22 protein-coding genes and 1 riboswitch are annotated in these 25,370 nt (G+C 55.0%); of the genes, 14 read left to right on the top strand and 8 right to left on the bottom strand.

What is annotated here, in order from left to right; translation table 11 throughout:
* Window positions 1-12: 12 nt before the first annotated feature.
* The 4 genes from thiQ to sgrR form a co-directional block, all read right to left on the bottom strand.
* The gene (gene thiQ / locus HV355_RS18255; RefSeq protein WP_182402912.1) at window positions 13-714 is read right to left on the bottom strand and encodes a thiamine ABC transporter ATP-binding protein ThiQ; all 702 of its coding nucleotides are present in this window, start codon (window positions 712-714) and stop codon (window positions 13-15) included.
* Window positions 698-2,308, bottom strand: coding sequence for a thiamine/thiamine pyrophosphate ABC transporter permease ThiP (thiP, locus tag HV355_RS18250; protein WP_108417104.1), 1,611 nt, complete (start codon window positions 2,306-2,308; stop codon window positions 698-700). The genes thiQ and thiP overlap by 17 nt, the downstream gene beginning before the upstream one ends.
* Window positions 2,284-3,267, bottom strand: coding sequence for a thiamine ABC transporter substrate binding subunit (thiB, locus tag HV355_RS18245; RefSeq protein ID WP_108417103.1), 984 nt, complete (start codon window positions 3,265-3,267; stop codon window positions 2,284-2,286). Before thiB ends, thiP begins: the two co-directional genes overlap by 25 nt.
* A gap of 31 nt (window positions 3,268-3,298) precedes the next feature.
* A riboswitch (TPP riboswitch) is annotated at window positions 3,299-3,399 on the bottom strand.
* Between the two features lie 36 nt (window positions 3,400-3,435).
* Complete coding sequence (gene sgrR, locus HV355_RS18240; RefSeq protein ID WP_108417102.1) at window positions 3,436-5,091, bottom strand: HTH-type transcriptional regulator SgrR; 1,656 nt, start codon at window positions 5,089-5,091, stop codon at window positions 3,436-3,438.
* A gap of 88 nt (window positions 5,092-5,179) precedes the next feature.
* Between sgrR and sgrT the strand changes: the two genes are divergently transcribed.
* From sgrT to HV355_RS18225, 3 genes are all read left to right on the top strand, one after another.
* Window positions 5,180-5,332 (top strand): glucose uptake inhibitor SgrT, encoded by a 153-nt coding sequence (gene sgrT, locus HV355_RS18235; RefSeq protein WP_023334488.1) that lies wholly within the window; start codon window positions 5,180-5,182, stop codon window positions 5,330-5,332.
* A 120-nt stretch (window positions 5,333-5,452) separates the two neighbouring features.
* Complete coding sequence (locus HV355_RS18230) at window positions 5,453-6,631, top strand: sugar efflux transporter (RefSeq protein ID WP_108417100.1); 1,179 nt, start codon at window positions 5,453-5,455, stop codon at window positions 6,629-6,631.
* Window positions 6,632-6,848: 217 nt separating this feature from the next.
* Complete coding sequence (locus tag HV355_RS18225) at window positions 6,849-7,001, top strand: Hok/Gef family protein (protein WP_010427008.1); 153 nt, start codon at window positions 6,849-6,851, stop codon at window positions 6,999-7,001.
* A gap of 91 nt (window positions 7,002-7,092) precedes the next feature.
* Here HV355_RS18225 and leuD read toward each other — a convergent pair whose 3' ends face one another.
* From leuD to leuA, 4 genes are read right to left on the bottom strand one after another with little or no spacing between them, the layout of a single operon-like run.
* Window positions 7,093-7,698: a 3-isopropylmalate dehydratase small subunit gene (gene leuD / locus HV355_RS18220; protein ID WP_182402910.1), complete on the bottom strand. Its 606-nt coding sequence runs from the start codon at window positions 7,696-7,698 to the stop codon at window positions 7,093-7,095.
* A gap of 10 nt (window positions 7,699-7,708) precedes the next feature.
* Window positions 7,709-9,109: a 3-isopropylmalate dehydratase large subunit gene (leuC, locus tag HV355_RS18215; protein ID WP_089599191.1), complete on the bottom strand. Its 1,401-nt coding sequence runs from the start codon at window positions 9,107-9,109 to the stop codon at window positions 7,709-7,711.
* A 2-nt stretch (window positions 9,110-9,111) separates the two neighbouring features.
* On the bottom strand, window positions 9,112-10,203 hold the full coding sequence (gene leuB, locus HV355_RS18210) for a 3-isopropylmalate dehydrogenase (RefSeq protein ID WP_182402909.1): 1,092 nt from the start codon (window positions 10,201-10,203) through the stop codon (window positions 9,112-9,114).
* On the bottom strand, window positions 10,203-11,774 hold the full coding sequence (gene leuA, locus HV355_RS18205) for a 2-isopropylmalate synthase (RefSeq protein ID WP_089599189.1): 1,572 nt from the start codon (window positions 11,772-11,774) through the stop codon (window positions 10,203-10,205). Before leuA ends, leuB begins: the two co-directional genes overlap by 1 nt.
* 815 nt (window positions 11,775-12,589) lie before the next feature.
* Between leuA and leuO the strand changes: the two genes are divergently transcribed.
* The 11 genes from leuO to mraY all read left to right on the top strand — a co-directional run bounded on the left by leuO (window position 12,590) and on the right by mraY (window position 25,368).
* A complete protein-coding gene (leuO, locus tag HV355_RS18195) occupies window positions 12,590-13,534 on the top strand; it encodes a transcriptional regulator LeuO (RefSeq protein WP_108417098.1) in 945 nt (314 codons plus the stop codon).
* 379 nt (window positions 13,535-13,913) lie between these two features.
* Window positions 13,914-15,638 (top strand): acetolactate synthase 3 large subunit, encoded by a 1,725-nt coding sequence (ilvI, locus tag HV355_RS18190; protein ID WP_148401122.1) that lies wholly within the window; start codon window positions 13,914-13,916, stop codon window positions 15,636-15,638.
* A 1-nt stretch (window position 15,639) separates the two neighbouring features.
* Window positions 15,640-16,131: an acetolactate synthase small subunit gene (gene ilvN, locus HV355_RS18185; protein WP_003856371.1), complete on the top strand. Its 492-nt coding sequence runs from the start codon at window positions 15,640-15,642 to the stop codon at window positions 16,129-16,131.
* A 179-nt stretch (window positions 16,132-16,310) separates the two neighbouring features.
* Window positions 16,311-17,315 (top strand): catabolite repressor/activator, encoded by a 1,005-nt coding sequence (gene cra, locus HV355_RS18180; protein WP_010426996.1) that lies wholly within the window; start codon window positions 16,311-16,313, stop codon window positions 17,313-17,315.
* A gap of 601 nt (window positions 17,316-17,916) precedes the next feature.
* Complete coding sequence (mraZ, locus tag HV355_RS18175) at window positions 17,917-18,375, top strand: division/cell wall cluster transcriptional repressor MraZ (RefSeq protein WP_010426995.1); 459 nt, start codon at window positions 17,917-17,919, stop codon at window positions 18,373-18,375.
* Window positions 18,376-18,377: 2 nt separating this feature from the next.
* On the top strand, window positions 18,378-19,319 hold the full coding sequence (gene rsmH, locus HV355_RS18170) for a 16S rRNA (cytosine(1402)-N(4))-methyltransferase RsmH (protein ID WP_014068893.1): 942 nt from the start codon (window positions 18,378-18,380) through the stop codon (window positions 19,317-19,319).
* On the top strand, window positions 19,316-19,681 hold the full coding sequence (gene ftsL, locus HV355_RS18165) for a cell division protein FtsL (RefSeq protein WP_006173860.1): 366 nt from the start codon (window positions 19,316-19,318) through the stop codon (window positions 19,679-19,681). Before rsmH ends, ftsL begins: the two co-directional genes overlap by 4 nt.
* Window positions 19,682-19,696: 15 nt before the next feature.
* Complete coding sequence (locus HV355_RS18160; protein ID WP_010426990.1) at window positions 19,697-21,463, top strand: peptidoglycan glycosyltransferase FtsI; 1,767 nt, start codon at window positions 19,697-19,699, stop codon at window positions 21,461-21,463.
* Window positions 21,450-22,937 carry a UDP-N-acetylmuramoyl-L-alanyl-D-glutamate--2,6-diaminopimelate ligase gene (murE, locus tag HV355_RS18155; RefSeq protein ID WP_182402907.1) on the top strand — a complete coding sequence of 496 codons (1,488 nt, stop codon included), beginning with the start codon at window positions 21,450-21,452 and terminating at the stop codon, window positions 22,935-22,937. Before HV355_RS18160 ends, murE begins: the two co-directional genes overlap by 14 nt.
* Entirely contained in the window at window positions 22,934-24,292 is a 1,359-nt protein-coding gene (gene murF / locus HV355_RS18150) for a UDP-N-acetylmuramoyl-tripeptide--D-alanyl-D-alanine ligase (protein WP_089599186.1), read from the top strand. The genes murE and murF overlap by 4 nt, the downstream gene beginning before the upstream one ends.
* Entirely contained in the window at window positions 24,286-25,368 is a 1,083-nt protein-coding gene (gene mraY / locus HV355_RS18145) for a phospho-N-acetylmuramoyl-pentapeptide-transferase (RefSeq protein ID WP_003856353.1), read from the top strand. The genes murF and mraY overlap by 7 nt, the downstream gene beginning before the upstream one ends.
* Window positions 25,369-25,370: the final 2 nt, after the last annotated feature.

Here is a 25,370-nt window from a genome sequence, read left to right as displayed (position 1 = left end):
AGGGTGAGGGCATCAGACCGCACGAATACCCAAAAGTGAAGACGCCCCCGCTTTACCACTCAGCAGTTCTTCTGTTTTTCCATCCCACAAAATACGCCCTTCGGCAATCACCACCGATCGCGGCGCAATCCGCGCGGCATCCTCAATACTGTGCGACACCATCAGCATCGTCAGTTGCTGGCGCTGGCAGACGTCCTGCACCAGGGCGAGCATCTCCTGACGCAGCGCAGGATCGAGCGCAGAGAAGGGTTCATCCAGCAGCAGCACCGGCTGCGCGCGCACCAGACAGCGTGCCAGCGCCACGCGCTGACGCTGGCCGCCGGAAAGCTCACCCGGCAGCCTGTCGATGAACTCGGTGATCCCCATTTGCGCGGCAATACTCTCCAGCTTTTGGCGCTGGGCGTCGTTCAGCTTGAGTCCCGGATGCATCCCCAGCGCGATGTTCTGTCGCACCGTCAGGTGGGTAAACAGGTTGTTTTCCTGAAACAACATTGAGACCGGACGTTTTGCGGGCGGCGTGTGGGTATGATCGTGATTTTCAATAACGATCGCGCCGCTTGCCGGCTGCAGAAAACCCGCAATCAAATTAAGCAGCGTGCTTTTTCCCGCGCCGCTTGGGCCAAGTACGGCGATCCTCTCCCCCTGACGCACGGAGAGCGTGAAGCGCATCGGCAGATGCTGATAAAGCCAGGTTACATCAGTCAGTTCTAACATCACGCCCCGGAAGTTTTTCGATAACGGTGAATAACGCAAAGCACAGCAGCAGCAGTAAGAGTGCCGTGACGGCCCCATCCTGGCTGCGGTAGGAGCCAATTTGCTGGTAAAGCCAGAACGGCAGGGTGCGGAAGTCTTCATTACCGAAGAGCGCCACCACGCCAAAATCCCCAATCGACAGCACGCAGGCAAAGGCCAGCGCCTGGGCGAGCGGACGTTTCAGGGCGCGGAGTTCCACCACTTTCAGCCGCTGCCAGCCCTGCATGCCCAGCGAATGACACAGCAAACCGTAGCGGCTGTTCACGTCGCGCATCGGGTTTTCCAGCACTTTGAGCGCGTAAGGAATAGCCATCAGTGCGTTGGTGAAAATCACAATGCCGTCGGCGCTTTCCGGCAGGCCGATGGTGCTGTTGAACAGCAGGAAGAAGCCCGTCGCGAGCACGATGCCCGGCATCGCCAGAATCAACATACCCGTCAGTTCCAGCATTTGCCCGGCCTTACGGGCCTGACGCGCGTAGAGTTCGCGGCTGCTCCACAGCAGCATCATGGTCAGCATGACGCACAGCAGCCCGGCAGCCAGCGCGATGCGTACCGAGGTCCAGGTTGCCTGCCAGAGCACGGGCTGTTGCAACACGGACACAAGATTGAGGTTCAGTCCGTCAACGATAACGGCCAGAAGCGGCGGCAGCAGTAGCAGGAGCGCCAACGCAATCAGGATAAAATCGATGACGCGGCTGTGCAGGCTATCCTGCGGATCGCGCCAGCCTGCTATCTGATTACTGCCGGGAGAAAGGGATTTACTCAGCCGCTGGCTGAGCAGCACCAGTGCGAGACAGCAAATCATCTGCACCATCGCCAGCAGCGCGGCGCGGCCCGGATCGTAGTCGTAACTCAGCGCCTGGTAGATCGCCAGCTCGATGGTGGTGGCCTGCGGCCCGCCGCCGAGAGACAGCACGGTGGCAAAGCTGGCAAAGCAGAGCATAAAGATTAATGCCGCCACGGGTGGGATCTGGCGGCGCAGCCACGGCCATTCGACGAAGCGGAAGAAAGACGCGCCGCGCATGCCGAGCTGGGCGGCAATCTGACGCTGTTCGCCGGGTATGTTTTCCAGCGCCTGTAAAAAGAGGCGCGTCGCCATCGGCATATTGAAAAAGACGTGCGCGAGCAGAATACCCTTCAGCCCGTAGGGGGAGAAGGTCCACTCTAGCCCTGACAACGCAAAGAGCGAGGCCAGCCAGCCCTGGCGGCCGTACACGCTCAGGATGCCAAATACGGCGACCAGCACCGGCAGGATCAGCGTCATGGCGCACAGGCGCAGCAGCGCCTGCCTGCCGGGAAAACGCCTCCGATACAGTGCTCGCGCAAGAAAAATGGCCGGGATCACCGAGAGCAGGGCAGAAAGAAACGCCTGCCAGAAGGAGAACCGGATCACGTGCCAGAGGTAGCTGTCGTGCCAGAGGGCGAGCAGGTCACTCTCCGGCGCGTTAAACCACAGTGCAAGGAATGCCCCCAGGCTGACCGCCACCATCAGCAGGGCGGCGAGCAGACCGGGGATTAACCAGCCGGGAATCAACGGCTGACGGCGCGTTGCCATTCACTTACCCATGCGGCACGCTGCGCGGCGACCTGCTGCGGCGTAAATTCCAGCGAGGTTGTTGGTTTGGTCAACCGATCGAAACCTGCTGGCAGCGCAACGTTAGTGACCGGATACATCCAGTTGCCCGCGGGAATGGCGTTCTGGAACGCTGGTGAAACCATAAATTTCAGGAACTTTTCGGCCAGTTCCGGCTGTTTGCTGGCAGCGGTACGCGCTGCCACTTCCACCTGCAGGTAGTGACCTTCTGCAAAATTCGCTGCGGCGTAGTTGTCTTTCTTCTCGGCGATGATGTGGTAGGCCGGAGAGGTGGTGTAGCTCAGCACCAGATCGCTTTCGCCTTTCAGGAACAGGCCATAGGCTTCGCTCCAGCCTTTGGTTACGGTGACGGTTTTGGCGGCCAGTTTTTGCCACGCTTCCGGCGCTTTATCGCCATAGACCTTTTGCATCCACAGCAGCAGGCCCAGCCCCGGCGTACTGGTACGCGGATCTTCATAGATCACGCGCCATTTCTGGTCACTTTCCACCAGCTCTTTCAGGCTCTTCGGCGGGTTTTTCAGCTTATTTTTGTCATAAACAAAAGCAAAGTAGCCGTAATCGAACGGCACGAAGGTGTCGTTTTTCCAGCCGCCAGGCACGTTAACGGCATCTGCCGCGACGCCGCTTTTGGCAAACAGTTTGGTTTGCGAGGCGGCGTCCAGCAGGTTGTTATCCAGCCCGAGCACTACGTCAGCCTTGCTGTTTTTCCCTTCCATACGCAGGCGGTTGAGCAGCGACACGCCATCTTCCAGCGCGACGAACTTCAGCTCGCAGTTGCAGTCGGCTTCAAAGGCTTTTTTGACTACAGGTCCAGGGCCCCAGTCGGCAGAGAAGGAGTCATAGGTGTAGACCGTCAGAACGGGCTTGGCAAAAGCAGGCAGCGCAAACAGCGCCAGCAGGGGGAGAACTTTTTTTAACACTTTGCACCTCAAAGTTGAGTGGCAAAGGATTTTGAGCGACAGCCTCAAATCCCTTCGCCGGCGTTATCCGGATCAGGTTCGACGGGTATTATCTCAGCGCACATCAGTGATGCAGCACCCCGTTGAGAACGGCGCTATTGTAATGATTTGGTGAATATTACGAAAGCGTTATGGCTCCGGCGGTGCAAACCAGGCGGATTTAAAATCAAACCAGCCCAGGGTATTCATCCGCAGGCCGCGCATGCTGCGCTGTCCCTGGATCATCAGCCAGTGGTGGATCAGCGGCACGATCGCCTGTTCGGCAAGTAACGCCTGGCACCACGTGGCTAAATTCATCTCGCCCGCGCGCCACAAGGCGGCGTCCTGCTGCCAGTCTCGATCGATGCAGTGCTGGATCAGCGGGACTTCATACAGGTGCGAGAAGAGCGAGAAATCGAGCGGCAAGGTGAAGTTGGCGCTGTTCAGCCAGATATCACTGGTGATATCTCCCTGGTGCCATTCGTCATAGTCAACTTCTTTGACCTCCAGCGTTACCCCTTCGGCCGCCAGCAGTCGGGCCATGATTCTTGCGATAAAACGATGCTCCACATGCTCGCGGTAGTAGGTCAGGGTGATGGACTCCAGCCCTGCGGGCTTTTCGCTACGCGCTGGACGAGCGTGGTGCCAGCGTGGAAGCAGGCCGTAGGCCGGGAACCAGTACGTCTGGTACTGCTCTTCCGCATGGTAAATCAGATTGGATGGGGACAAAACGTGGCTGACCCACTGGCGGACGGCCTGATTTGCCCCACGGTGGGTGCGGCGGTCAAACAGGAGATAATAGCATCCCTCCTCCAGACGACTCTCCACGGCCTTTTCTCCGGTGGTGGGGCCTTCCAGCGTTAGCCCGCAGCTCAGGTCTTCGTTGAGATCCGGCAATACCCACACGTTCACTTCGTCGATCAGCGCCCGATAGCCAAAATAGTCATCAAAGGCGCGGATCTTCAGCTGGTTGCTGTTGTTTCGGGAGACGGCATAAGGGCCGGTACCAATTGGCTGGCTGGCGAAATTATTCAGCGATTCCCACTCGCCGGGCAAAATCATCGACGGCACATAGCCCAGCAGCCAGGGGAGCCACTTATCCTGCTGCGACAGCTCAATATCCAGCGTCCACGCCGTAGGGGAGTGGACGCGCGAAATATGTGAGTAGAGGGGGAGCTTGCGGGCGCGTTCCAGAGAAGAGATGACGTCGCTCATTTCCAGCTCGCGGCCGTGGTGAAAGTGGATGCCGGGGCGTAAGAAAAAGCGCCAGTGAAGCGGAGAAACCTGCTGCCAATGGTGCGCGATATCGGCTTCCAGTTCCCCGTTTTCCTCATTTATCCGCGTCAGCCCGCTGAAGATTTGCCGGGCCATATGGGTTTCAGATCGCCGTAACGCCGTGCCGGGCAAAAGATTTTTCATTGGACGGTAGTAAAGCACCCGCAGAATATGGCGGCCCTGACGAAAGCTGCGCCCCAGATGGGAAACCAGCATCTGGCGCACGGCGGCTTTGTCGCCCACCAGCTGTACCAGCTGCTCGATGCGGTCCTGCTCCAGCAGGTCTTCCGCGCGCTGCTGCTGCAACGCCAGCCCGGTATAGAGAAAGGTCAGCCGCGAACGTTTGCCGCGTCCCGCCTCCGCTTCCCAGCTTAACCAACCCTGTTGCTGCATGGTGTTGAGCAGCGTGCGCATATGGCGGCGGGAGCAGCTAAGCAGGTCAGCCAGCTCGTTGAGCGTGGTCTCCTGCGATTGCCCCTCGCAGCACTGCCAGAGGCGGATAAACTGTTGTTGCAGACGACCAGAAGGCATAAAAGGGGAACTCCTGACAAAAAACCAGCAATTTATTAATCCCTATATTAGGACAATAATCCTTCCCGATGAAGTGAGGAGGTAAATTATGAAGAGGTCTACCGCACGTCAGTTTTATCAGCAATACTTTTCAGCGACTAAGGGATCGTCCTGGCTGGCCCGCCGGTGTGCCGAGCAACGGCTGAAAACGTTAGAAGAATTGATGCAGTGGGACGTTACAACACCGACCTCTTCCCGCTAACTCGCCTCGATCATGTGTGACTGAGTATTGGTGCTAATCACCCGCCAGCAAAATGTTTTTGCTGGCTTTTTTCGTTTATTCTTTCACCCAATTTCGATTCGCTTTCACAAGGACTTGCGCATGCTGTGGTTGATGACGATGGGGCGACGCCTGAACGGCGTGTATGCCGCTTTTATGCTGGTGGCCTTTATGATGGGCGTGGCCGGGGCGCTGCAGGCGCCGACGCTGAGCCTGTTTCTCAGCCGCGAGGTGGGGGCACAGCCGTTTTGGGTCGGCCTGTTTTATACCGTCAACGCGATTGCGGGGATCCTGGTCAGCCTGTGGCTGGCAAAACGGTCCGACAGTCAGGGTGACAGGCGCAAGCTGATCCTCTTTTGCTGTGTGATGGCCGTAGGCAACGCGCTGCTGTTTGCCTTTAACCGTCATTATTTGACCCTCATTACCTGCGGCGTGCTGCTGGCGTCACTGGCGAACACTGCCATGCCGCAGCTGTTCGCGCTGGCTCGCGAATATGCCGATAGCTCGGCGCGGGAAGTGGTGATGTTTAGCTCCGTGATGCGCGCGCAGCTCTCGCTGGCGTGGGTCATTGGACCGCCGCTGGCCTTCATGCTGGCATTGAACTACGGCTTCACCACCATGTTCTCCATTGCCGCCGGGATTTTTGTCATCAGTCTGGCATTGATTGCCTTCGCGCTGCCGTCTGTGGCGCGTGTCGAACAGACGACGGATACACCTGTCACCCAGGTGAGCGGCTGGCAGGACAAAAACGTCCGCATGCTGTTTATTGCCTCCACGCTGATGTGGACCTGCAACACCATGTATATCATTGATATGCCGCTGTGGATCAGTAGCGATTTGGGTTTACCGGACAAGCTCGCGGGGATCCTCATGGGGACCGCCGCCGGGCTGGAGATTCCGGCAATGATTCTGGCGGGATACTACGTTAAGCGCTTCGGAAAGCGTCGGATGATGATTGTCGCCGTGGCGGCCGGGGTGCTGTTCTACGCGGGGCTGATTCTTTTCCATTCACGTGAGGCGTTGCTGGCGCTTCAGCTGTTTAACGCCGTGTTTATTGGGATTGTTGCCGGGATCGGCATGCTCTGGTTCCAGGATTTAATGCCGGGCCGCGCTGGCTCTGCAACCACGCTTTTCACCAACAGCATTTCAACGGGCGTTATTCTGGCAGGGGTGATTCAGGGCGCGCTGGCGCAAAGTTACGGGCATAGCTCAGTTTACTGGATGATTGCCGCGATTTCGGTGGTTACGCTTGGGCTGACCTGCCGGGTTAAGGATGTCTGATTCTGGAAGGCGGCTTCACGAAATGAAACGACTTTCTGACAGGTCCCTGGAAGGAGAATAGAGTGCGTGGCGGGTGCTTGAGGCTGTTTGCCTCAGGCTTTCGCAAGAGGCAAACAGTGGAGAGTCCCACATCAAAAAAACTGATGGGGAGACTAACTTCACGACCGACATTGCGAGGTTAGTCTCTTCATTGCCGAAAAGCAATAAGGAGGCTGGAATGCCAAAACGTACTCTGCTGTTAGGTTTGTTTCTGATCTGTACGACGCTGTTGATCTTCACCTGGATGGTGCGTGACTCGCTGTGCGAGCTGCACTTCAGACAGGAGAAAACAGAGCTGGCGGCAGTGTTGGCTTACGAAGCAAAACGTTAGCGGTATTGGCGGGGAAATTTCCCCGCCTCTCCAGAGTGGTTGAGCCTCAACGCACCCTTATCAATGGCCCGCGCCCTGCGGGCCATTGCCTTTAGCCCATAAACGCAGGCTGTTTTTTCTCGTACGCTGAAATAGCGTCTTCGTGCTGGAGAGTTAAACCAATGCTGTCGAGACCGTTCAGCATGCAGTGACGGCGGAACGCATCAATGCTGAAGCTGTAGGTCTTATCCCCGGCTTTCACCACTTCCGCTTCCAGATCCACTTCAAACGATATGCCCGGATTTGCCTGCACCAGCGCAAACAGCTCATCGACCTGTTCATCGCTCAGCGTGACCGGCAGCAGCTGGTTGTTGAAGCTGTTGCCGTAGAAGATATCCGCGAAGCTCGGGGCGATAACCACCTTAAAGCCGTAGTCGGTCAATGCCCAGGGCGCGTGTTCACGCGACGATCCGCAGCCAAAGTTTTCCCGCGCCAGCAAAATGGAGGCGCCTTTGTATTCCGGAAAATTCAGCACGAATTCCGGATTAGGTACTTCGCCCTTATCGTCCAGGAAACGCCAGTCGTTGAACAGGTGTGCACCAAAACCGGTACGCGTTACTTTCTGTAAAAACTGCTTAGGAATGATCGCATCAGTATCGACGTTAGCGGAGTCCAGCGGGACAACCCGGCCCGTATGTTGGGTAAATTTCTCTGCCATGATTGTCTCCTTATTTGAGGCTGCGAATATCGGCGAAATGACCGGTAACTGCCGCAGCGGCGGCCATTGCCGGGCTGACCAGATGGGTGCGCCCACCTCGGCCCTGGCGGCCTTCAAAGTTACGGTTGCTGGTGGATGCGCAGCGCTCGCCCGGATTCAGGCGGTCGTTGTTCATCGCCAGACACATGGAGCAGCCAGGCAGACGCCATTCGAAGCCTGCTTCAATGAAGATCTTATCCAGACCTTCTGCTTCCGCCTGTGCCTTCACCGGACCGGAGCCTGGAACCACCAGCGCCTGCACGCCTGGTGCCACTTTGCGGCCTTTGGCAATCTCGGCGGCGGCACGTAAATCTTCGATACGGGAGTTGGTGCAGGAACCGATAAAGACTTTATCAATGGTGACGTCGGTCAACGGAACGCCAGGTTTCAGCCCCATATAGGCCAGCGCTTTTTCCGCACTGGCGCGCTCGACCGGATCGGCGAAAGACGCCGGATCGGGGATGCTGTCGTTGACGGAAATCACCTGACCCGGGTTGGTGCCCCAGGTCACCTGCGGCGCAATCTCTTCTGCCTGCAGCGTGACAACGGTATCAAAGCTCGCACCGTCGTCGGTTTTCAGGGTTTTCCAGTATTCGACGGCATCGACATAATTCTGCTCTTTTGGCGCGTGCAGACGGCCCTTGACGTAGTTGAATGTGGTTTCGTCCGGCGCGACCAGACCGGCTTTGGCGCCCATTTCAATGGCCATGTTGCACAGGGTCATACGCCCTTCCATGCTCAGCGCCTGAATGGCTTCACCGCAGAACTCAACAACGTGGCCGGTACCGCCCGCGCTGCCGGTTTTGCCGATGATCGCCAGCACGATGTCTTTCGCGGTGATGCCCGGCGCGGCTTTACCTTTTACCTCAATCTTCATGGTTTTGGCGCGACCCTGCTTCAGGGTCTGCGTTGCCAGAACATGTTCCACTTCGGAAGTGCCAATCCCGAACGCCAGCGCGCCAAACGCGCCGTGGGTCGCGGTATGGGAGTCGCCGCACACGATGGTCATGCCCGGCAGGGTGATACCCTGTTCTGGCCCCATCACGTGGACGATGCCCTGATAGGGATGGTTCAGGTCGTACAGCTCAACGCCAAACTCGTTGCAGTTCTTAATCAGCTCCTGCATCTGAATGCGGGCCATCTCACCCGAGGCATTAATGTCTTTGGTCTGGGTGGACACGTTGTGATCCATCGTCGCGAAGGTTTTACCCGGCTGACGTACCGGGCGCTTGTGCGCGCGCAGGCCGTCAAATGCCTGAGGTGAGGTCACTTCGTGCACCAGGTGGCGGTCAATGTACAGCAGCGGGGTTTCGTTTGGCGCCTCGTAGACAACGTGCGCATCAAACAACTTTTCATATAACGTCTTAGCCATGATTACACCCCTTCAGCGACATAGCGGGCAATAATGTCGCCCATTTCATCGGTACTGACTGCTGCCGTGCCGCGTGCCAAATCACCGGTACGGATGCCTTCTTCTAACGCCCGGTTAATGGCGTTTTCAATTGCGGTTGCTGCATCGCCTGCATCCAGGCTGTAGCGCAGCAGCAGGGCCAGGGAGAGGATCTGCGCAATCGGGTTGGCAATGTTTTTGCCTGCGATATCCGGTGCGGAGCCGCCCGCAGGCTCGTACAGGCCAAAGCCTTCTTCATTCAGGCTTGCGGATGGCAGCATCCCCATGGAGCCGGTGATCATCGCGCACTCGTCAGAGAGGATATCGCCGAACAGGTTGGAGCACAGCAGCACGTCAAACTGGGACGGATCCTTAATCAGCTGCATGGTTGCGTTGTCGATGTACATGTGCGACAGCGCGACGTCCGGGTACTGCTTAGCGACTTCGCTGACGATCTCGCGCCACAAAATGGAAGACTGCAGCACGTTCGCTTTGTCAATGGAGGTCACTTTATGGCGGCGTTTGCGCGCCGACTCAAACGCGATATGGGCGATACGTTCGATTTCGAAACGGTGATACACCTCGGTGTCGAACGCTTTCTCGTGTTGTCCGCTGCCTTCGCGTCCTTTAGGCTGACCGAAATAGATCCCGCCGGTCAGTTCACGCACGCACAGAATGTCGAAACCGTTGGCGGCGATATCCGCGCGCAGCGGGCAGAACTCTTCCAGACCCTGATACAGCTTCGCCGGACGCAGGTTGCTGAACAGCTTGAAATGTTTACGCAGCGGCAGCAGCGCGCCGCGCTCTGGCTGCTCTGCGGGCGGCAGGTGTTCCCATTTCGGGCCACCGACGGAACCAAACAGCACGGCATCGGCATTTTCGCAGCCTTCCACGGTCGCTTTCGGCAGTGGCGTACCGTGGTTATCAATCGCAATACCGCCCACGTCGTAGTGGCTGGTGGTAATTTTCATCGCAAAACGCGCACGAACGGCTTCCAGTACTTTCAGCGCTTGTGCCATCACTTCCGGACCAATACCGTCGCCCGGTAACACAGCAATATGGTAATTCTTCGACATTACACGGTTTCCTTGTTGTTCTCTTTATTCTGAGCTTTGCGTTGCAACTCTTTTTCGACTTCGGCGGCGCGCCAGATGTTGTTCAGAACATGCACCATCGCTTTCGCGGAGGATTCAACGATATCGGTCGCCAGGCCCACGCCGTGGAAACGTCGGCCGTTGTAATTCACCACGATATCCACCTGACCCAGCGCGTCTTTACCGTGCCCTTTAGCCGTCAGGTCATATTTCACCAGCTCAACGTCGTACTCGGTGACGCGGTTAATCGCCTGGTAGATGGCATCGACGGGGCCGTTACCGTTAGCGGCCTCTGCTTTAATTTCATCACCGCAGGCCAGTTTGACCGAGGCGGTGGCGATGTCGCTGGAGCCGGACTGCACGTTGAAATAATCCAGACGGAAGTGCTCAGGCTCTTCCTGCTGCTTGTTAATAAAGGCCAGCGCTTCCAGATCATAGTCGAAGACCTGACCTTTTTTGTCGGCCAGCTTCAGGAATGCGTCGTACAGCTGATCCATGTTGTAATCGCTGTCCTGATAACCCATCTCTTCCATGCGGTGCTTAACCGCTGCACGGCCAGAGCGAGAGGTGAGGTTCAGCTGCACCTGGTTCAGGCCGATAGATTCCGGGGTCATGATTTCGTAGTTTTCACGGTTCTTCAGCACGCCATCCTGGTGAATACCGGAGGAGTGCGCGAAGGCACCGGTACCGACAATCGCTTTGTTGGCCGGAATCGGCATGTTGCAGATCTGACTGACGGTCTGGCTGGTGCGCCAGATTTCATTGTGATTAATGCGCGTATTCACATTCATAATGTCTTTACGCACCTTGATCGCCATGATCACTTCTTCCAGCGAACAGTTACCTGCACGTTCACCGATACCGTTCATCGCGCCTTCTACCTGACGCGCACCGGCGTGAACGGCCGCGATGGCATTCCCCACGGCCAGGCCCAAATCATCATGGGTGTGAACTGAGATAATCGCTTTATCAATATTTGGTACGCGGTCATACAGTCCGGTGATGATGTTGGAGAACTCAAACGGCATGGTGTAGCCGACGGTGTCCGGGATGTTGATGGTTTTTGCGCCCGCATTGATCGCGGCTTCGACGACGCGCGCCAAATCCTCGATTGGCGTACGGCCCGCATCTTCACAGGAGAATTCAACGTCATCCGTATAGTTACGTGCGCGCTTGACCATATACACCGCACGTTCGATAACCTCATCCAGCGTGCTGCGCAATTTGGTTGCGATGTGCATCGGCGAGGTCGCAATAAAGGTGTGGATACGGAAAGCTTCAGCCACTTTCAGCGACTCGGCAGCAACGTCAATGTCTTTCTCTACGCAGCGTGCCAGGCCACATACGCGGCTGTTTTTAATGGTGCGCGCAATGGTTTGTACAGATTCAAAATCACCCGGTGAAGAGACGGGGAAACCCACTTCCATCACGTCGACACCCATACGTTCGAGAGCCAGCGCAATCTGCAGTTTCTCTTTTACACTCAGGCTTGCCTGTAATGCCTGTTCACCGTCACGTAAAGTGGTATCGAAAATAATGACTTGCTGGCTCATGGGTTAGGTCCTTGTCGGTCTTAGGGCGCCTTGCTACGAGCATAAAAAAACCCGCGCAGTGGCGCGGGTTTTTAGTCTTACTGGTGACGATTCAACGCTGAATTTCGCCCGCCAGTCTACCGCGCACAGTGGATGCGTTTAGTAGTAGTAGACCGGTGAAACGAATGATGCGTGTCATGAATCGTGCTCCGTTAAATTCAATATGCTTTTAGTGGTACTGGATACGACTGTACATGTCAACCCTTGGTGACAAATTTACACCTGCTGGCACGATCGCACTGATTATTGCATTTAGCTAATTGTGCTGGCTTTCTCGTTTTGGACCTCTTTAATTGTCTATTTTTGGACTTGAAATTTATCACCGGAATGATTTCAATATATTTAGTATCAATTAAACATACTTTGTTTGTCATCGCTCCAGGGATTGAAATATGTGTTATTTCATTAATTTATGCGCGTGGTGAATGATTCAGAAACGAATGCGTTGGGCGTATTGATAAAAGTTTGTTAACTAACTTAACGATGCTGGCGTTAATAGTTTAATGAAACTTAAGTTATTATTAACCTGAGGGGTGATTGTTTATTCATATGAACTATGGTTTCATGCCAATCCTAATGTAATTGATATCAATTCACGTTGATTTTTATCCCTGCGTCAATGAGATGCATCTGCCCTCTATTGATGAGTTTGCCTTTATATTTTCCGAATTTTTAATAATTCTCTTTCGCTGGTCGTATATGCATGGTAAATCATATTTTCCGAACTTATTACAATGCTCTGGCAGAGGGAATTTAGCGTGACAGTGGAGTCAGGAATGCCATTAAATAATATTAATCAACCTCAGGTTTATGACGGGGTTAAACCTCAGTTACGCACTGTGGATCTCAATCTGTTAACCGTTTTTGACGCGGTAATGCAGGAGCAGAATATCACGCGAGCAGCTCAATCCCTTGGCATGTCTCAACCAGCGGTAAGTAATGCGGTGGCCAGACTTAAGTTGATGTTTAACGACGAATTATTTGTACGTTACGGGAGAGGGATCCAACCCACTGCCCGCGCATTTCAACTGTTTGGCTCTATTCGTCAGGCGCTGCAACTGGTACAAAATGAACTGCCTGGTTCAGGTTTTGAACCCTTAAGCAGCGAGCGAGTATTCCATTTATGCGTTTGCAGCCCGCTAGACAATTATTTGACCTCAATCATTTATAATAAAGTTGAAACAATTGCGCCAAATATTCATCTGGTTTTTAAGTCTTCATTAAATCAGAACACTGAGCACCAGCTTCGTTATCAGGAAACGGAGTTTGTCTTAGGATACGAAGAGTTCCGTCGACCGGAGTTTTCCTGCGTACCGCTATTTAAAGATGAAATGGTCCTGGTCGCCAGTAAAAAACACCCGAGAATGAATTCTCCGCTGCGTGAAAACGATGTCTATAATGAACAACATGCTGTTGTCGCCCTCGACAGGTATGCTTCATTTAGCCTGCCGTGGTATGACACTGCGGATAAACAAGCGAGCGTTGCTTATCAGGGCATGGCAATGGTCAGCGTATTAAACGTCGTATCCCAAACGCACCTGGTCGCTATTGCCCCGCGTTGGCTGGCGGAAGAGTTCTCTGAACAGCTTAATCTGCAAATTTTGCCATTACCGCTCAAGCTTAATAGCCGTACTTGTTACCTTTCATGGCATGAAGCAGCTGGCCGGGATAAAGGGCATCAGTGGATGGAAGAGTTGCTTATCAGCGTCTGCCGTCGATAAGCGCGTCAGGATAAATCGCATTAATGCATGCGGTTTATCCTGATATTTTTAATGTTAATGATATTTTGTTCTGAATGATTTTTTTCTGGCCGTTGTCATACCTTCAAAAATAGATGATTTCCTGAATCATCTCACTTTTAAGCGATGATTCATTATCCCAACCTCTGATTACAGATGAATTCACCATAACCTTCCTGACGGGCTCTCTTTTCTGCTCCGGAAGGCCTTTCCCCCGCCTTGTTTGCCAATTGCCTGCCTTATAACGAGCGGTTAAGGTAACGATCACTCTGCATTATATAAGATAGGTTAATCCCTATCGTAAGACGGGGCGGAAATGAATTCTGCTTTCTGTCTATAACAAAAAGCCTGGAGGCAAAGCATGGAGATGTTGTCTGGCGCGGAAATGGTCGTTCGATCGCTGATCGATCAGGGCGTGAAGCAAGTGTTTGGCTACCCGGGAGGCGCAGTCCTCGATATTTATGATGCGCTTCATACGGTAGGCGGCATTGACCATGTTCTGGTTCGTCACGAGCAGGCGGCAGTACATATGGCTGACGGGCTGGCCCGTGCGACGGGTGAAGTGGGTGTGGTATTAGTCACGTCTGGGCCTGGTGCGACCAACGCCATTACCGGTATCGCGACAGCGTATATGGACTCCATTCCGCTGGTCATTCTTTCCGGTCAGGTTGCGACCTCCTTGATTGGCTACGATGCTTTTCAGGAATGCGACATGGTGGGGATTTCACGCCCCGTGGTGAAGCACAGCTTCCTGGTGAAGCAAACCGAAGACATTCCCGGCGTGCTGAAAAAAGCCTTCTGGCTGGCAGCAAGCGGGCGTCCAGGCCCGGTAGTGGTCGATCTGCCAAAAGATATTCTGAACCCGGCGAATAAGCTGCCTTATGTCTGGCCGGAATCGGTGAGCATGCGCTCCTACAACCCAACGACGCAAGGGCACAAAGGCCAAATTAAGCGCGCGCTGCAGACGCTTGTGGCAGCGAAAAAACCGGTGGTCTATGTGGGTGGGGGGGCCGTTAACTCCGCTTGTGAAACGCAGCTGCGTGAGCTGATTGAAAAGCTGAATCTTCCTGTCGCATCGTCGCTGATGGGGCTGGGGGCATTCCCGGCAACGCACCGTCAGGCGCTGGGGATGCTGGGTATGCACGGCACCTATGAAGCCAACATGACGATGCATAACTCGGATGTGATCTTTGCTGTTGGCGTTCGGTTTGACGATCGCACCACCAATAACCTCGCGAAATACTGTCCGAATGCGACCGTGTTGCACATTGATATCGATCCCACCTCTATTTCGAAAACGGTCCCGGCAGATGTGCCGATCGTCGGGGATGCGCGTCAGGTCCTTGAGCAAATGCTGGATCTGCTGGCGCAGGAAACGGTCTCTCAGCCGTTGGATGAGATCCGCGACTGGTGGCAGCAGATAGAACAATGGCGCGGGCGTCAGTGCCTGAAGTACGACACGCAAAGTGAGCATATTAAGCCGCAGGCGGTGATCGAAACGATCTGGCGTCTGACCAAAGGTGAGGCGTATGTGACGTCTGACGTCGGCCAGCATCAGATGTTTGCTGCACTCTATTATCCGTTTGATAAGCCGCGCCACTGGATCAACTCCGGGGGCTTAGGCACGATGGGCTTCGGTTTGCCAGCCGCGCTGGGAGTGAAGCTGGCGCTGCCAGATGAAACCGTGGTCTGTGTGACCGGTGATGGCAGTATTCAGATGAATATTCAGGAGCTGTCGACTGCGCTGCAATATGAGTTGCCGGTTCTGGTGCTGAACCTGAACAACGGCTATCTCGGGATGGTGAAGCAGTGGCAGGATATGATCTATTCCGGCCGCCACTCTCAATCCTATATGAAATCGCTTCCGGACTTCGTCCGTCTGGCGGAAGCCTATGGGCATATTGGCATGCGAGTGACCGATCCGGCAGAGCTGGAAACGAAACTCGGTGAAGCGCTTGAGCACGTGAAAAACAACCGCCTCGTGTTCATGGATGTCATTGTGGATGGCACCGAACACGTTTACCCGATGCATATTCGCGGTGGTGGTATGGACGAAATGTGGTTAAGTAAAACGGAGAGAACCTGATATGCGCCGGATATTATCTGTATTACTGGAAAACGAGTCTGGCGCACTGTCACGCGTCATCGGGCTATTCGCTCAGCGCGGTTACAACATCGAAAGTTTGACCGTTGCGCCGACGGACGATCCCACGCTGTCGCGCATGACGATCCAGACCGTCGGCGACGCCAAGGTGCTTGAGCAGATTGAGAAACAGCTGCATAAGCTGGTTGATGTGCTGCGCGTGAGCGAGCTGGGGCAGGGCGCTTATGTTGAGCGTGAGGTGATGCTGGTAAAAATTCAGGCCAGCGGCTACGGACGTGAAGAGGTCAAACGCAATACGGATATTTTCCGTGGGCAGATTATTGACGTCACGCCTTCTATTTATACGGTTCAGCTGGCGGGGACGAGTGATAAGCTGGATGCTTTCCTGGCCTCCGTGCGGGATGTGGCAAAAATTGTAGAAGTTGCGCGCTCTGGCGTGGTTGGCCTTTCGCGCGGCGATAAAATCATGCGTTAGCTGTCAAAAAGGTTCGCCTCTTTCTGCCCGGTCACCAAAGCCGGGCTTTTTTTTGTGTAATCAGCCGACAACGCAGATAAAAGCGGTTGCCGCGAAGGCTTTTCTGCGTTTAGATGTTAAAAGATTTAACCATAACCTTGACAGGGCCATGGACTCTTTTCTTTTTTTAAGGGGCAATTGTGAAACTGGATGAAATCGCCCGGTTAGCCGGCGTGTCACGAACTACGGCCAGCTATGTGATTAACGGTAAGGCAAAGCAGTATCGTGTCAGCGATAAGACCGTTGAAAAAGTCATGGCGGTGGTTCGTGAGCATAACTACCATCCGAATGCTGTCGCAGCCGGTCTCCGCGCTGGACGCACCCGCTCGATTGGTCTGGTTATCCCAGACCTGGAAAATACCAGCTACACCCGTATCGCCAACTATCTCGAACGTCAGGCACGCCAGCGTGGCTATCAATTACTGATTGCCTGTTCTGAAGACCAGCCCGACAACGAGATGCGCTGTATTGAGCATCTGCTCCAGCGCCAGGTGGATGCCATCATCGTTTCAACCTCATTACCGCCAGAGCATCCTTTTTACCAGCGCTGGGCAAACGATCCGTTCCCGATTGTCGCACTTGACCGTGCCCTTGACCGGGAGCATTTCACCAGCGTCGTCGGCGCCGATCAGGATGATGCTGAAATGCTGGCGGCCGAGCTAAGAACCTTCCCGGCCGAAACCGTGCTGTATCTTGGCGCGCTGCCAGAGCTTTCTGTGAGCTTCCTGCGTGAGCAAGGTTTCAGGACCGCCTGGAAAGAGGATCCGCGCGAGGTTCACTATCTCTATGCCAACAGCTATGAACGCGAAGCCGCCGCACAATTGTTCGAAAAATGGCTCGAAACGCATCCGATGCCTCAGGCGTTGTTCACGACCTCATTTGCGCTGCTGCAGGGGGTGATGGATGTGACGCTGCGTCGTGACGGGAAGTTGCCCTCGGATCTGGCCATTGCAACGTTTGGTGATAACGAACTGCTCGATTTCCTGCAGTGCCCGGTACTGGCCGTGGCTCAGCGCCACCGCGACGTGGCTGAACGCGTGCTGGAGATTGTGCTGGCGAGCCTGGATGAGCCCCGCAAACCGAAGCCTGGCCTTACCCGCATCAAACGTAATCTTTATCGTCGTGGCATTTTAAGCCGTCATTAATCATTTCCTGGGGGCGTGAAAACAGCCCCCCTTTTACAGAATTAATGGTTACCTTAATTCCCGCATTAAAATTAGGATAATTCCTTAGGAATCATAGCCTGCTATTTTTCTTAATTCGTTTGCACGTTTAAATTGCCTTTAAAAGAATACTGATACGTTTTTAAAAGGCTAATTTTGTATTGTTTTGTTACAAACCTGCTTCGGGTGATGAATATTCAAACGTTTTTTCTCTCTCCCTTCTGGCTAGCCTGCCCGCCGTTGAACGCTCACGTTGCCGCGATGAATCTGGCGCTGTTATCCCCTGGCAATATGTCTTAAAATGCTGCCCGCGTCGCAAACTGACACTTTATATTTCCTTGCGATGATATTGAGTGAGCTTTAACGCTAGTGTGCATATTCGGTTTTTTTCTTACAAATATTCATAACGTTAATTTTGCCTCGCCAGTTGTGCAGTTATTAACCAGGTCTGTTTATCTCTGTAAATAGAGGGCTTTCGGGTCCGTATAGAGAGAGTCCTGGCTTGACAAGCTTTTCCATCGCTCCGTAAACTCCTTTAGGTGGGAATTTGTGGGTTAAAGTGGTGAGGAGGGGTGAGGCTGGCATGTTCCGTGGAGCTACGTTAGTCAATCTCGACAGCAAAGGGCGCTTATCGGTACCAACCCGATACCGCGACCAGCTGATTGAGAACGCTTCAGGTCAAATGGTTTGCACCATTGACATCAACTCCCCCTGCCTGCTGCTTTACCCTTTGCCCGAATGGGAAATTATTGAGCAAAAGCTGTCGCGACTGTCGAGCATGAATCCGCAAGAGCGCCGCGTACAGCGGTTGTTATTGGGACATGCCAGTGAGTGTCAGATGGACAACGCAGGACGACTACTGATTGCGCCTGTATTGCGGCAACATGCGGGTCTGACAAAAGAAGTGATGCTGGTCGGGCAGTTCAATAAGTTTGAACTGTGGGACGAAACGACCTGGTATCAACAGGTCAAGGAAGATATCGACGCTGAGCAGTCCGATTCCGCAACATTGTCGGAACGGCTGCAGGACTTGTCTCTATAAATATGATGGAAAATTATAAACATACAACGGTGTTGCTGGATGAGGCCGTTAACGGTCTGAATATTCGTCCAGACGGCATCTACATTGATGGCACTTTTGGTCGCGGTGGCCACTCGCGTCTGATCCTCTCCCAGCTAGGAGCGGAAGGACGTCTGCTGGCAATCGATCGCGATCCGCAGGCGATTGCCGTTGCGCAAACCATCGATGACCCACGCTTTTCCATCGTGCATGGACCTTTTTCTGCGCTGGCGGATTACGTAGCTGAGCGCGGCCTGACGGGTAAGATCGACGGAATCCTTCTCGATCTTGGCGTCTCTTCACCTCAGCTTGATGATGCAGAGCGCGGATTCTCCTTCATGCGCGACGGTCCACTGGACATGCGCATGGATCCGACGCGTGGCCAGTCTGCCGCAGAGTGGTTACAAACTGCTGACGAAGCGGATATCGCCTGGGTCATCAAAACCTTCGGCGAAGAGCGTTTTGGTAAACGTATCGCGCGCGCCATCGTTGAACGAAACCGCATTGAGCCGATGACGCGTACCAAAGAGTTGGCCGAGGTGATTGCAGCTGCAACACCGGTGAAGGATAAGCACAAACATCCCGCGACCCGTACCTTCCAGGCGGTTCGTATCTGGGTAAACAGTGAACTGGAGGAAATAGAGCTGGCGCTAAAAAGCTCGCTCGACGTGCTGGCCCCGGGTGGGCGGTTATCCATCATCAGCTTCCATTCGCTGGAAGACCGCATTGTGAAGCGCTTTATGCGTGAGCAGAGCCGCGGTCCTCAGGTGCCAGCGGGGCTGCCGATGACGGAAGAACAACTCAGGAAGCTGGGTGGCCGTCAGTTGCGAGCATTAGGCAAGTTGATGCCGGGCGAAGAAGAGGTGGCAGAGAATCCACGTGCCCGTAGTTCAGTGCTGCGAGTTGCAGAGAGGACGAACGCATGATCGGCAGAGTGACAGAGACCCTAAGCAAAGTTAAGGGATCGTTAGGAAGCAACGAGCGCCATGCCTTGCCTGGCGTGATCGGCGACGATCTTTTGCGGTTTGGGAAGCTGCCACTCTGCTTGTTCATTTGCATCATTGTGACGGCCGTAACGGTGGTGACAACAGCCCACCATACACGTTTATTGACTGCGCAACGCGAGCAGCTGGTGCTGGAACGCGATGCGCTGGATATTGAATGGCGAAATCTGATCCTTGAAGAAAACGCGCTCGGCGATCACAGCCGGGTTGAACGGATCGCAACGGAAAAGCTGCAGCTGCAGCATGTTGATCCATCGCAGGAAAATATCGTAGTACAAAAATAAGGGAAAACGCGACGCATGAAAGCAGCGGCAAAAACGCTAAAACCAAAACGTCAGGAAGAACAGGCCAACTTTGTCAGTTGGCGTTTTGCGTTGCTTTGCGGCTGCATTTTACTGGCGCTGGGTTTCCTGCTGGGACGCGTGGCGTGGTTGCAAATCATCGCCCCTGACATGCTGGTGCGTCAGGGTGATATGCGCTCTCTTCGCGTGCAGGAAGTGTCGACGTCTCGCGGGATGATCACCGACCGTTCTGGCCGCCCTCTGGCGGTGAGCGTCCCGGTGAAGGCAATCTGGGCCGATCCGAAAGAGCTGCATGATGCTGGTGGGATCACGCTTGATAACCGCTGGAAGGCCCTTGCGGACGCGCTGAAGATGCCGCTGGACCAGTTAGCTTCACGTGTGAATACAAACCCGAGAGGGCGCTTTATCTATCTGGCGCGTCAGGTGAACCCTGACATGGCGGATTACATCAAAAAATTGAAGCTGCCGGGGATCCATCTGCGTGAAGAATCCCGCCGGTACTATCCATCCGGCGAAGTGACTGCTCACCTCATTGGCTTCACTAACGTTGATAGCCAGGGGATTGAAGGCGTTGAAAAAAGCTTTGATAAATGGCTCACCGGTCAGCCCGGCGAGCGCATTGTGCGCAAAGACCGCTATGGTCGCGTGATCGAGGATATTTCTTCAACCGACAGCCAGGCCGCACACAACCTTGCACTGAGTATCGATGAGCGGCTACAGGCGCTGGTTTACCGCGAGCTGAACAATGCCGTGGCCTTTAACAAAGCGGAATCGGGCAGTGCCGTGTTAGTTGATGTCAGCACGGGTGAAGTATTGGCGATGGCCAATAGCCCGTCCTACAACCCTAACAATCTTACCGGTACGCAGAAGGATGTTATGCGTAACCGTACCATCACCGACGTGTTCGAACCGGGTTCGACCGTTAAGCCGATGGTGGTCATGACGGCACTTCAGCGCGGTATCGTCAATGAAAACACCGTACTGAATACCATTCCTTACCGCATTAACGGTCACGAAATCAAAGACGTGGCGCGCTACAGCGAATTGACCCTGACCGGGGTGTTACAGAAGTCGAGTAACGTCGGTGTTTCAAAGCTGGCGTTAGCGATGCCGTCCTCAGCGTTAGTAGAGACTTACTCACGTTTTGGGCTTGGAAAGGCGACCAATTTGGGGTTGGTCGGAGAACGCAGTGGCTTATATCCTCAAAAACAACGGTGGTCTGACATAGAGAGGGCCACCTTCTCTTTCGGCTACGGGCTAATGGTGACACCGTTACAGTTAGCGCGAGTCTACGCAACGATCGGCAGCTATGGTGTTTATCGCCCGCTGTCGATTACCAAAGTTGATCCACCGGTTCCCGGTGAGCGTATTTTCCCGGAATCGACCGTCCGTACTGTTGTTCATATGATGGAAAGCGTGGCGCTGCCCGGCGGCGGTGGTGTGAAGGCGGCGATTAAAGGCTATCGCATCGCCATTAAAACCGGTACAGCGAAAAAAGTGGGGCCGGACGGCCGCTATATCAACAAATACATTGCCTATACCGCAGGCGTAGCGCCTGCAAGCAATCCGCGTTTTGCGCTGGTGGTCGTCATTAACGATCCACAGGCGGGTAAATACTACGGCGGCGCCGTCTCCGCGCCTGTGTTCGGGGCCATCATGGGCGGCGTATTGCGCACCATGAACATTGAACCGGATGCGCTGGCGACGGGCGACAAAAGTGAATTTGTAATTAATCAAGGCGAGGGTACAGGTGGCAGATCGTAATTTGCGCGACCTTCTCGCTCCGTGGGTGCCAAATGCACCGGAGCGAGCACTGCGAGAGATGGTACTGGACAGCCGTGTGGCTGCTTCCGGCGATCTTTTTGTGGCGGTGGTCGGTCATCAGGCGGACGGGCGTCGTTATATCCCGCAGGCGATTGCGCAAGGTGTTGCTGCCATTATTGCTGAGGCCAAAGATGAGGCAACCGACGGTGAAATCCGTGAAATGCACGGTGTGCCGGTTATCTATCTCAGCCAGTTAAATGAGCGTCTCTCTGCGCTGGCAGGACGTTTCTATCACGAACCTTCCGACCAGTTACGTCTGGTTGGCGTGACGGGCACCAACGGTAAAACCACCACCACGCAGCTGATGGCGCAATGGGCGCAACTGCTGGGTGAAACCGGTGCCGTCATGGGGACCGTGGGTAATGGCCTGCTGGGTAAAGTGAGCCCGACGGAAAATACCACTGGTTCGGCAGTTGACGTACAGCATGTGCTTGCCGGGCTGGCAGAGCAGGGTGCAACCTTTGCTGCGATGGAAGTCTCTTCACACGGTCTGGTACAGCACCGCGTGGCCGCGCTGAAATTTGCGGCTTCGGTGTTTACCAACCTGAGCCGCGATCATCTTGATTACCACGGTGATATGGAGCACTACGAAGCCGCGAAATGGCTGCTCTATTCCACCCACCATCACGGTCAGGCCATCATCAATGCCGACGATGAAGTCGGTCGCCGCTGGCTGGCGAAGCTGCCGGATGCGGTTGCGGTGTCGATGGAAGACCATATCAATCCGAACTGCCACTGCCGCTGGCTGAAGGCCGTTGAGGTGAATTACCACGACAGCGGGGCGACAATCCGCTTTGCCTCTTCCTGGGGGGAAGGCGAAATTGAAAGCCGCCTGATGGGCGCGTTTAACGTCAGCAACCTGCTGCTGGCGCTAGCCACACTGCTGGCGCTCGGCTATCCAATGGCTGACCTGCTGAAAACCGCTGAGCGGCTGCAGCCTGTTTGCGGCCGTATGGAAGTGTTCAGCGCGCCGGGTAAACCGACGGTTGTGGTCGACTACGCCCACACGCCGGATGCGCTGGAAAAAGCGCTGGAAGCGGCTCGCCTGCACTGTGCCGGTAAGCTCTGGTGCGTGTTTGGCTGCGGTGGCGATCGCGACAAGGGCAAACGCCCGCTGATGGGCGCTATTGCCGAGCAGTTTGCGGATATTCCGGTAGTGACCGATGACAACCCGCGTACCGAAGAGCCGCGCGCCATCATTAACGACATTCTGGCGGGCATGCTGGATGCGGGTCGTGCTCGCGTGGTGGAAGGCCGTGCGGAAGCGGTGACCAACGCCATCATGCAGGCTAAGGAAAACGACGTGGTTCTGCTGGCCGGGAAAGGCCATGAAGATTATCAGATTGTCGGCAATCGTCGTCTGGATTACTCGGACCGTGTAACGGCAGCTCGTCTGCTGGGAGTCGTGGCATGATTAGCCTCACGCTAAGCCAGGCCGCTGCGGTACTGCACGGCGAATTGCTGGGTCAGGATCTGACCATTGACGCCGTGACCACGGATACCCGCAAAGTGACCGCGGGTTGTCTGTTTGTGGCGCTGAAAGGCGAGCGTTTTGATGCGCATGATTTTGCACAGCAGGCCAAAGAGCACGGCGCAGGTGCGCTGCTGGTCAGCCGCAGGCTGGATATCGATTTGCCGCAGCTAGTGGTGAACGATACCCGTCTGGCATTCGGTGAACTGGCGGCATGGGTCCGTCAGCAGGTTCCGGCTCGCGTTGTCGCGCTGACGGGGTCGTCCGGAAAAACGTCCGTAAAAGAGATGACGGCGGCGATTCTCGGCCAGTGCGGAAACACACTTTATACTGCGGGCAACCTAAATAATGACATCGGCGTGCCGATGACATTACTCCGCCTGACCAAAGAACATGAATTTGCGGTGATCGAGTTAGGGGCAAACCACCAGGGCGAAATCGCCTGGACTGTGAGCCTGACTCGTCCGGAGGCGGCGCTGGTGAATAACCTGGCCGCCGCGCATCTGGAAGGTTTCGGGTCGCTGGAAGGCGTGGCGAAAGCCAAAGGCGAGATCTACACCGGCCTGCCGGTTGACGGTATTGCCATTATGAATGCCGACAACAATGACTGGCTGAACTGGCAAAGCATTATTGGTTCCCGTAAGACCTGGCGCTTCTCACCGAATGCCGCTAACAGTGACTTTACGGCGACCAATATCCATGTAACGTCCCATGGCACGGAGTTCACCCTCAACACCCCAACGGGTGGCGTGGATGTGCTGCTGCCTCTGCCGGGTCGTCATAACATCGCCAATGCGCTTGCGGCGGCGGCGTTGTCCATGGCGGTTGGCGCGTCGCATGATGCGATCAAAGCTGGGCTGGCGAATCTGAAAGCCGTGCCGGGGCGTCTGTTCCCGATTCAGCTTTCGGAAAACAAACTGTTGCTGGATGACTCCTACAACGCGAACGTTGGCTCGATGACGGCGGCGGTGCAGGTGTTGTCAGAAATGCCGGGCTACCGCGTGATGGTGGTTGGCGATATGGCCGAGCTGGGTGATGAAAGCGAAGCCTGTCATACCCAGGTCGGTGACGCGGCGAAAGCGGCGGGCATTGATTGCGTGCTGAGCGCAGGAAAACTGAGCCAGGCAATTAGCCATGCCAGCGGTGTCGGTGAACACTTTGCCGAAAAAGCGGCGTTGATTGAGCGCCTTAAAGCATTAATTACAGAAAAACAAATTGTGACAGTGTTAGTGAAAGGTTCACGTAGTGCCGCCATGGAAGAGGTTGTGCACGCATTACAGGAGAACGGGACATGTTAGTTTGGCTGGCCGAACATTTGGTCAAATATTACTCAGGCTTTAACGTCTTTTCTTATCTGACGTTTCGCGCCATTGTCAGCCTGCTGACTGCGCTGTTCATCTCGCTGTGGATGGGCCCGCGCATGATTGCCCGTCTGCAAAAGCTCTCTTTCGGCCAGGTTGTGCGTAACGACGGTCCGGAATCGCACTTCAGCAAACGCGGCACGCCGACCATGGGCGGGATCATGATCCTGACCGCCATCGTTGTTTCCGTGCTGCTGTGGGCGTATCCCTCCAACCCGTACGTCTGGTGTGTACTGACGGTTCTGGTGGGTTACGGGATCATTGGCTTCGTCGATGACTATCGCAAAGTGGTACGCAAAGACACCAAGGGACTGATCGCCCGCTGGAAGTATTTCTGGATGTCGGTCATCGCGCTGGGCGTGGCCTTTGCGCTGTATCTGGCAGGCAAAGACACGCCAGCTACCGAGCTGGTCGTGCCGTTCTTTAAAGACGTGATGCCGCAGTTGGGGCTGTTCTATATCCTGCTTGCGTACTTTGTGATTGTCGGCACCGGTAACGCGGTGAACCTGACTGATGGTCTGGATGGCCTGGCGATTATGCCGACCGTCTTCGTCGCGGGCGGTTTTGCGCTGGTGGCCTGGGCGACCGGTAACATGAACTTTGCCAACTATCTGCATATCCCTTACCTGCGCCACGCGGGTGAGCTGGTGATCGTCTGTACGGCGATTGTCGGCGCGGGGCTGGGCTTCCTGTGGTTTAACACCTATCCGGCGCAGGTCTTCATGGGTGACGTCGGTTCACTGGCGCTGGGTGGCGCGCTGGGCATTATTGCCGTGCTGCTGCGCCAGGAGTTCCTGCTGGTGATCATGGGCGGTGTGTTTGTGGTTGAAACTCTGTCGGTGATTTTGCAGGTCGGGTCCTTCAAGCTCCGCGGCCAGCGCATCTTCCGTATGGCGCCGATTCACCACCACTATGAACTGAAAGGCTGGCCGGAACCGCGCGTGATTGTGCGCTTCTGGATTATTTCGCTGATGCTGGTGCTGATTGGCCTGGCAACGCTGAAGGTACGTTAATC

The organism is Enterobacter sp. RHBSTW-01064, assembly GCF_014103035.1.
GTDB lineage: Bacteria > Pseudomonadota > Gammaproteobacteria > Enterobacterales > Enterobacteriaceae > Enterobacter > Enterobacter mori.
The sequence above is the reverse complement of the archived record's forward strand: the minus strand, read 5'-3'. Positions and strand labels throughout refer to the sequence as shown.

Bases quoted from the DNA above. Each gene is read 5' to 3' on its own strand.
- thiQ (WP_182402912.1), bottom strand. From the start codon at position 714: ATGTTAGAACTGACTGATGTAACCTGGCTTTATCAGCATCTGCCGATG.
- thiP (WP_108417104.1), bottom strand. From the start codon at position 2,308: ATGGCAACGCGCCGTCAGCCGTTGATTCCCGGCTGGTTAATCCCCGGT.
- sgrR (WP_108417102.1), bottom strand. From the start codon at position 5,091: ATGCCTTCTGGTCGTCTGCAACAACAGTTTATCCGCCTCTGGCAGTGC.
- sgrT (WP_023334488.1), top strand. From the start codon at position 5,180: ATGAAGAGGTCTACCGCACGTCAGTTTTATCAGCAATACTTTTCAGCG.
- HV355_RS18230 (WP_108417100.1), top strand. From the start codon at position 5,453: ATGCTGTGGTTGATGACGATGGGGCGACGCCTGAACGGCGTGTATGCC.
- HV355_RS18225 (WP_010427008.1), top strand. From the start codon at position 6,849: ATGCCAAAACGTACTCTGCTGTTAGGTTTGTTTCTGATCTGTACGACG.
- leuD (WP_182402910.1), bottom strand. From the start codon at position 7,698: ATGGCAGAGAAATTTACCCAACATACGGGCCGGGTTGTCCCGCTGGAC.
- leuC (WP_089599191.1), bottom strand. From the start codon at position 9,109: ATGGCTAAGACGTTATATGAAAAGTTGTTTGATGCGCACGTTGTCTAC.
- leuB (WP_182402909.1), bottom strand. From the start codon at position 10,203: ATGTCGAAGAATTACCATATTGCTGTGTTACCGGGCGACGGTATTGGT.
- leuA (WP_089599189.1), bottom strand. From the start codon at position 11,774: ATGAGCCAGCAAGTCATTATTTTCGATACCACTTTACGTGACGGTGAA.
- leuO (WP_108417098.1), top strand. From the start codon at position 12,590: ATGCCATTAAATAATATTAATCAACCTCAGGTTTATGACGGGGTTAAA.
- ilvI (WP_148401122.1), top strand. From the start codon at position 13,914: ATGGAGATGTTGTCTGGCGCGGAAATGGTCGTTCGATCGCTGATCGAT.
- ilvN (WP_003856371.1), top strand. From the start codon at position 15,640: ATGCGCCGGATATTATCTGTATTACTGGAAAACGAGTCTGGCGCACTG.
- mraZ (WP_010426995.1), top strand. From the start codon at position 17,917: ATGTTCCGTGGAGCTACGTTAGTCAATCTCGACAGCAAAGGGCGCTTA.
- rsmH (WP_014068893.1), top strand. From the start codon at position 18,378: ATGATGGAAAATTATAAACATACAACGGTGTTGCTGGATGAGGCCGTT.
- ftsL (WP_006173860.1), top strand. From the start codon at position 19,316: ATGATCGGCAGAGTGACAGAGACCCTAAGCAAAGTTAAGGGATCGTTA.
- HV355_RS18160 (WP_010426990.1), top strand. From the start codon at position 19,697: ATGAAAGCAGCGGCAAAAACGCTAAAACCAAAACGTCAGGAAGAACAG.
- murF (WP_089599186.1), top strand. From the start codon at position 22,934: ATGATTAGCCTCACGCTAAGCCAGGCCGCTGCGGTACTGCACGGCGAA.
- mraY (WP_003856353.1), top strand. From the start codon at position 24,286: ATGTTAGTTTGGCTGGCCGAACATTTGGTCAAATATTACTCAGGCTTT.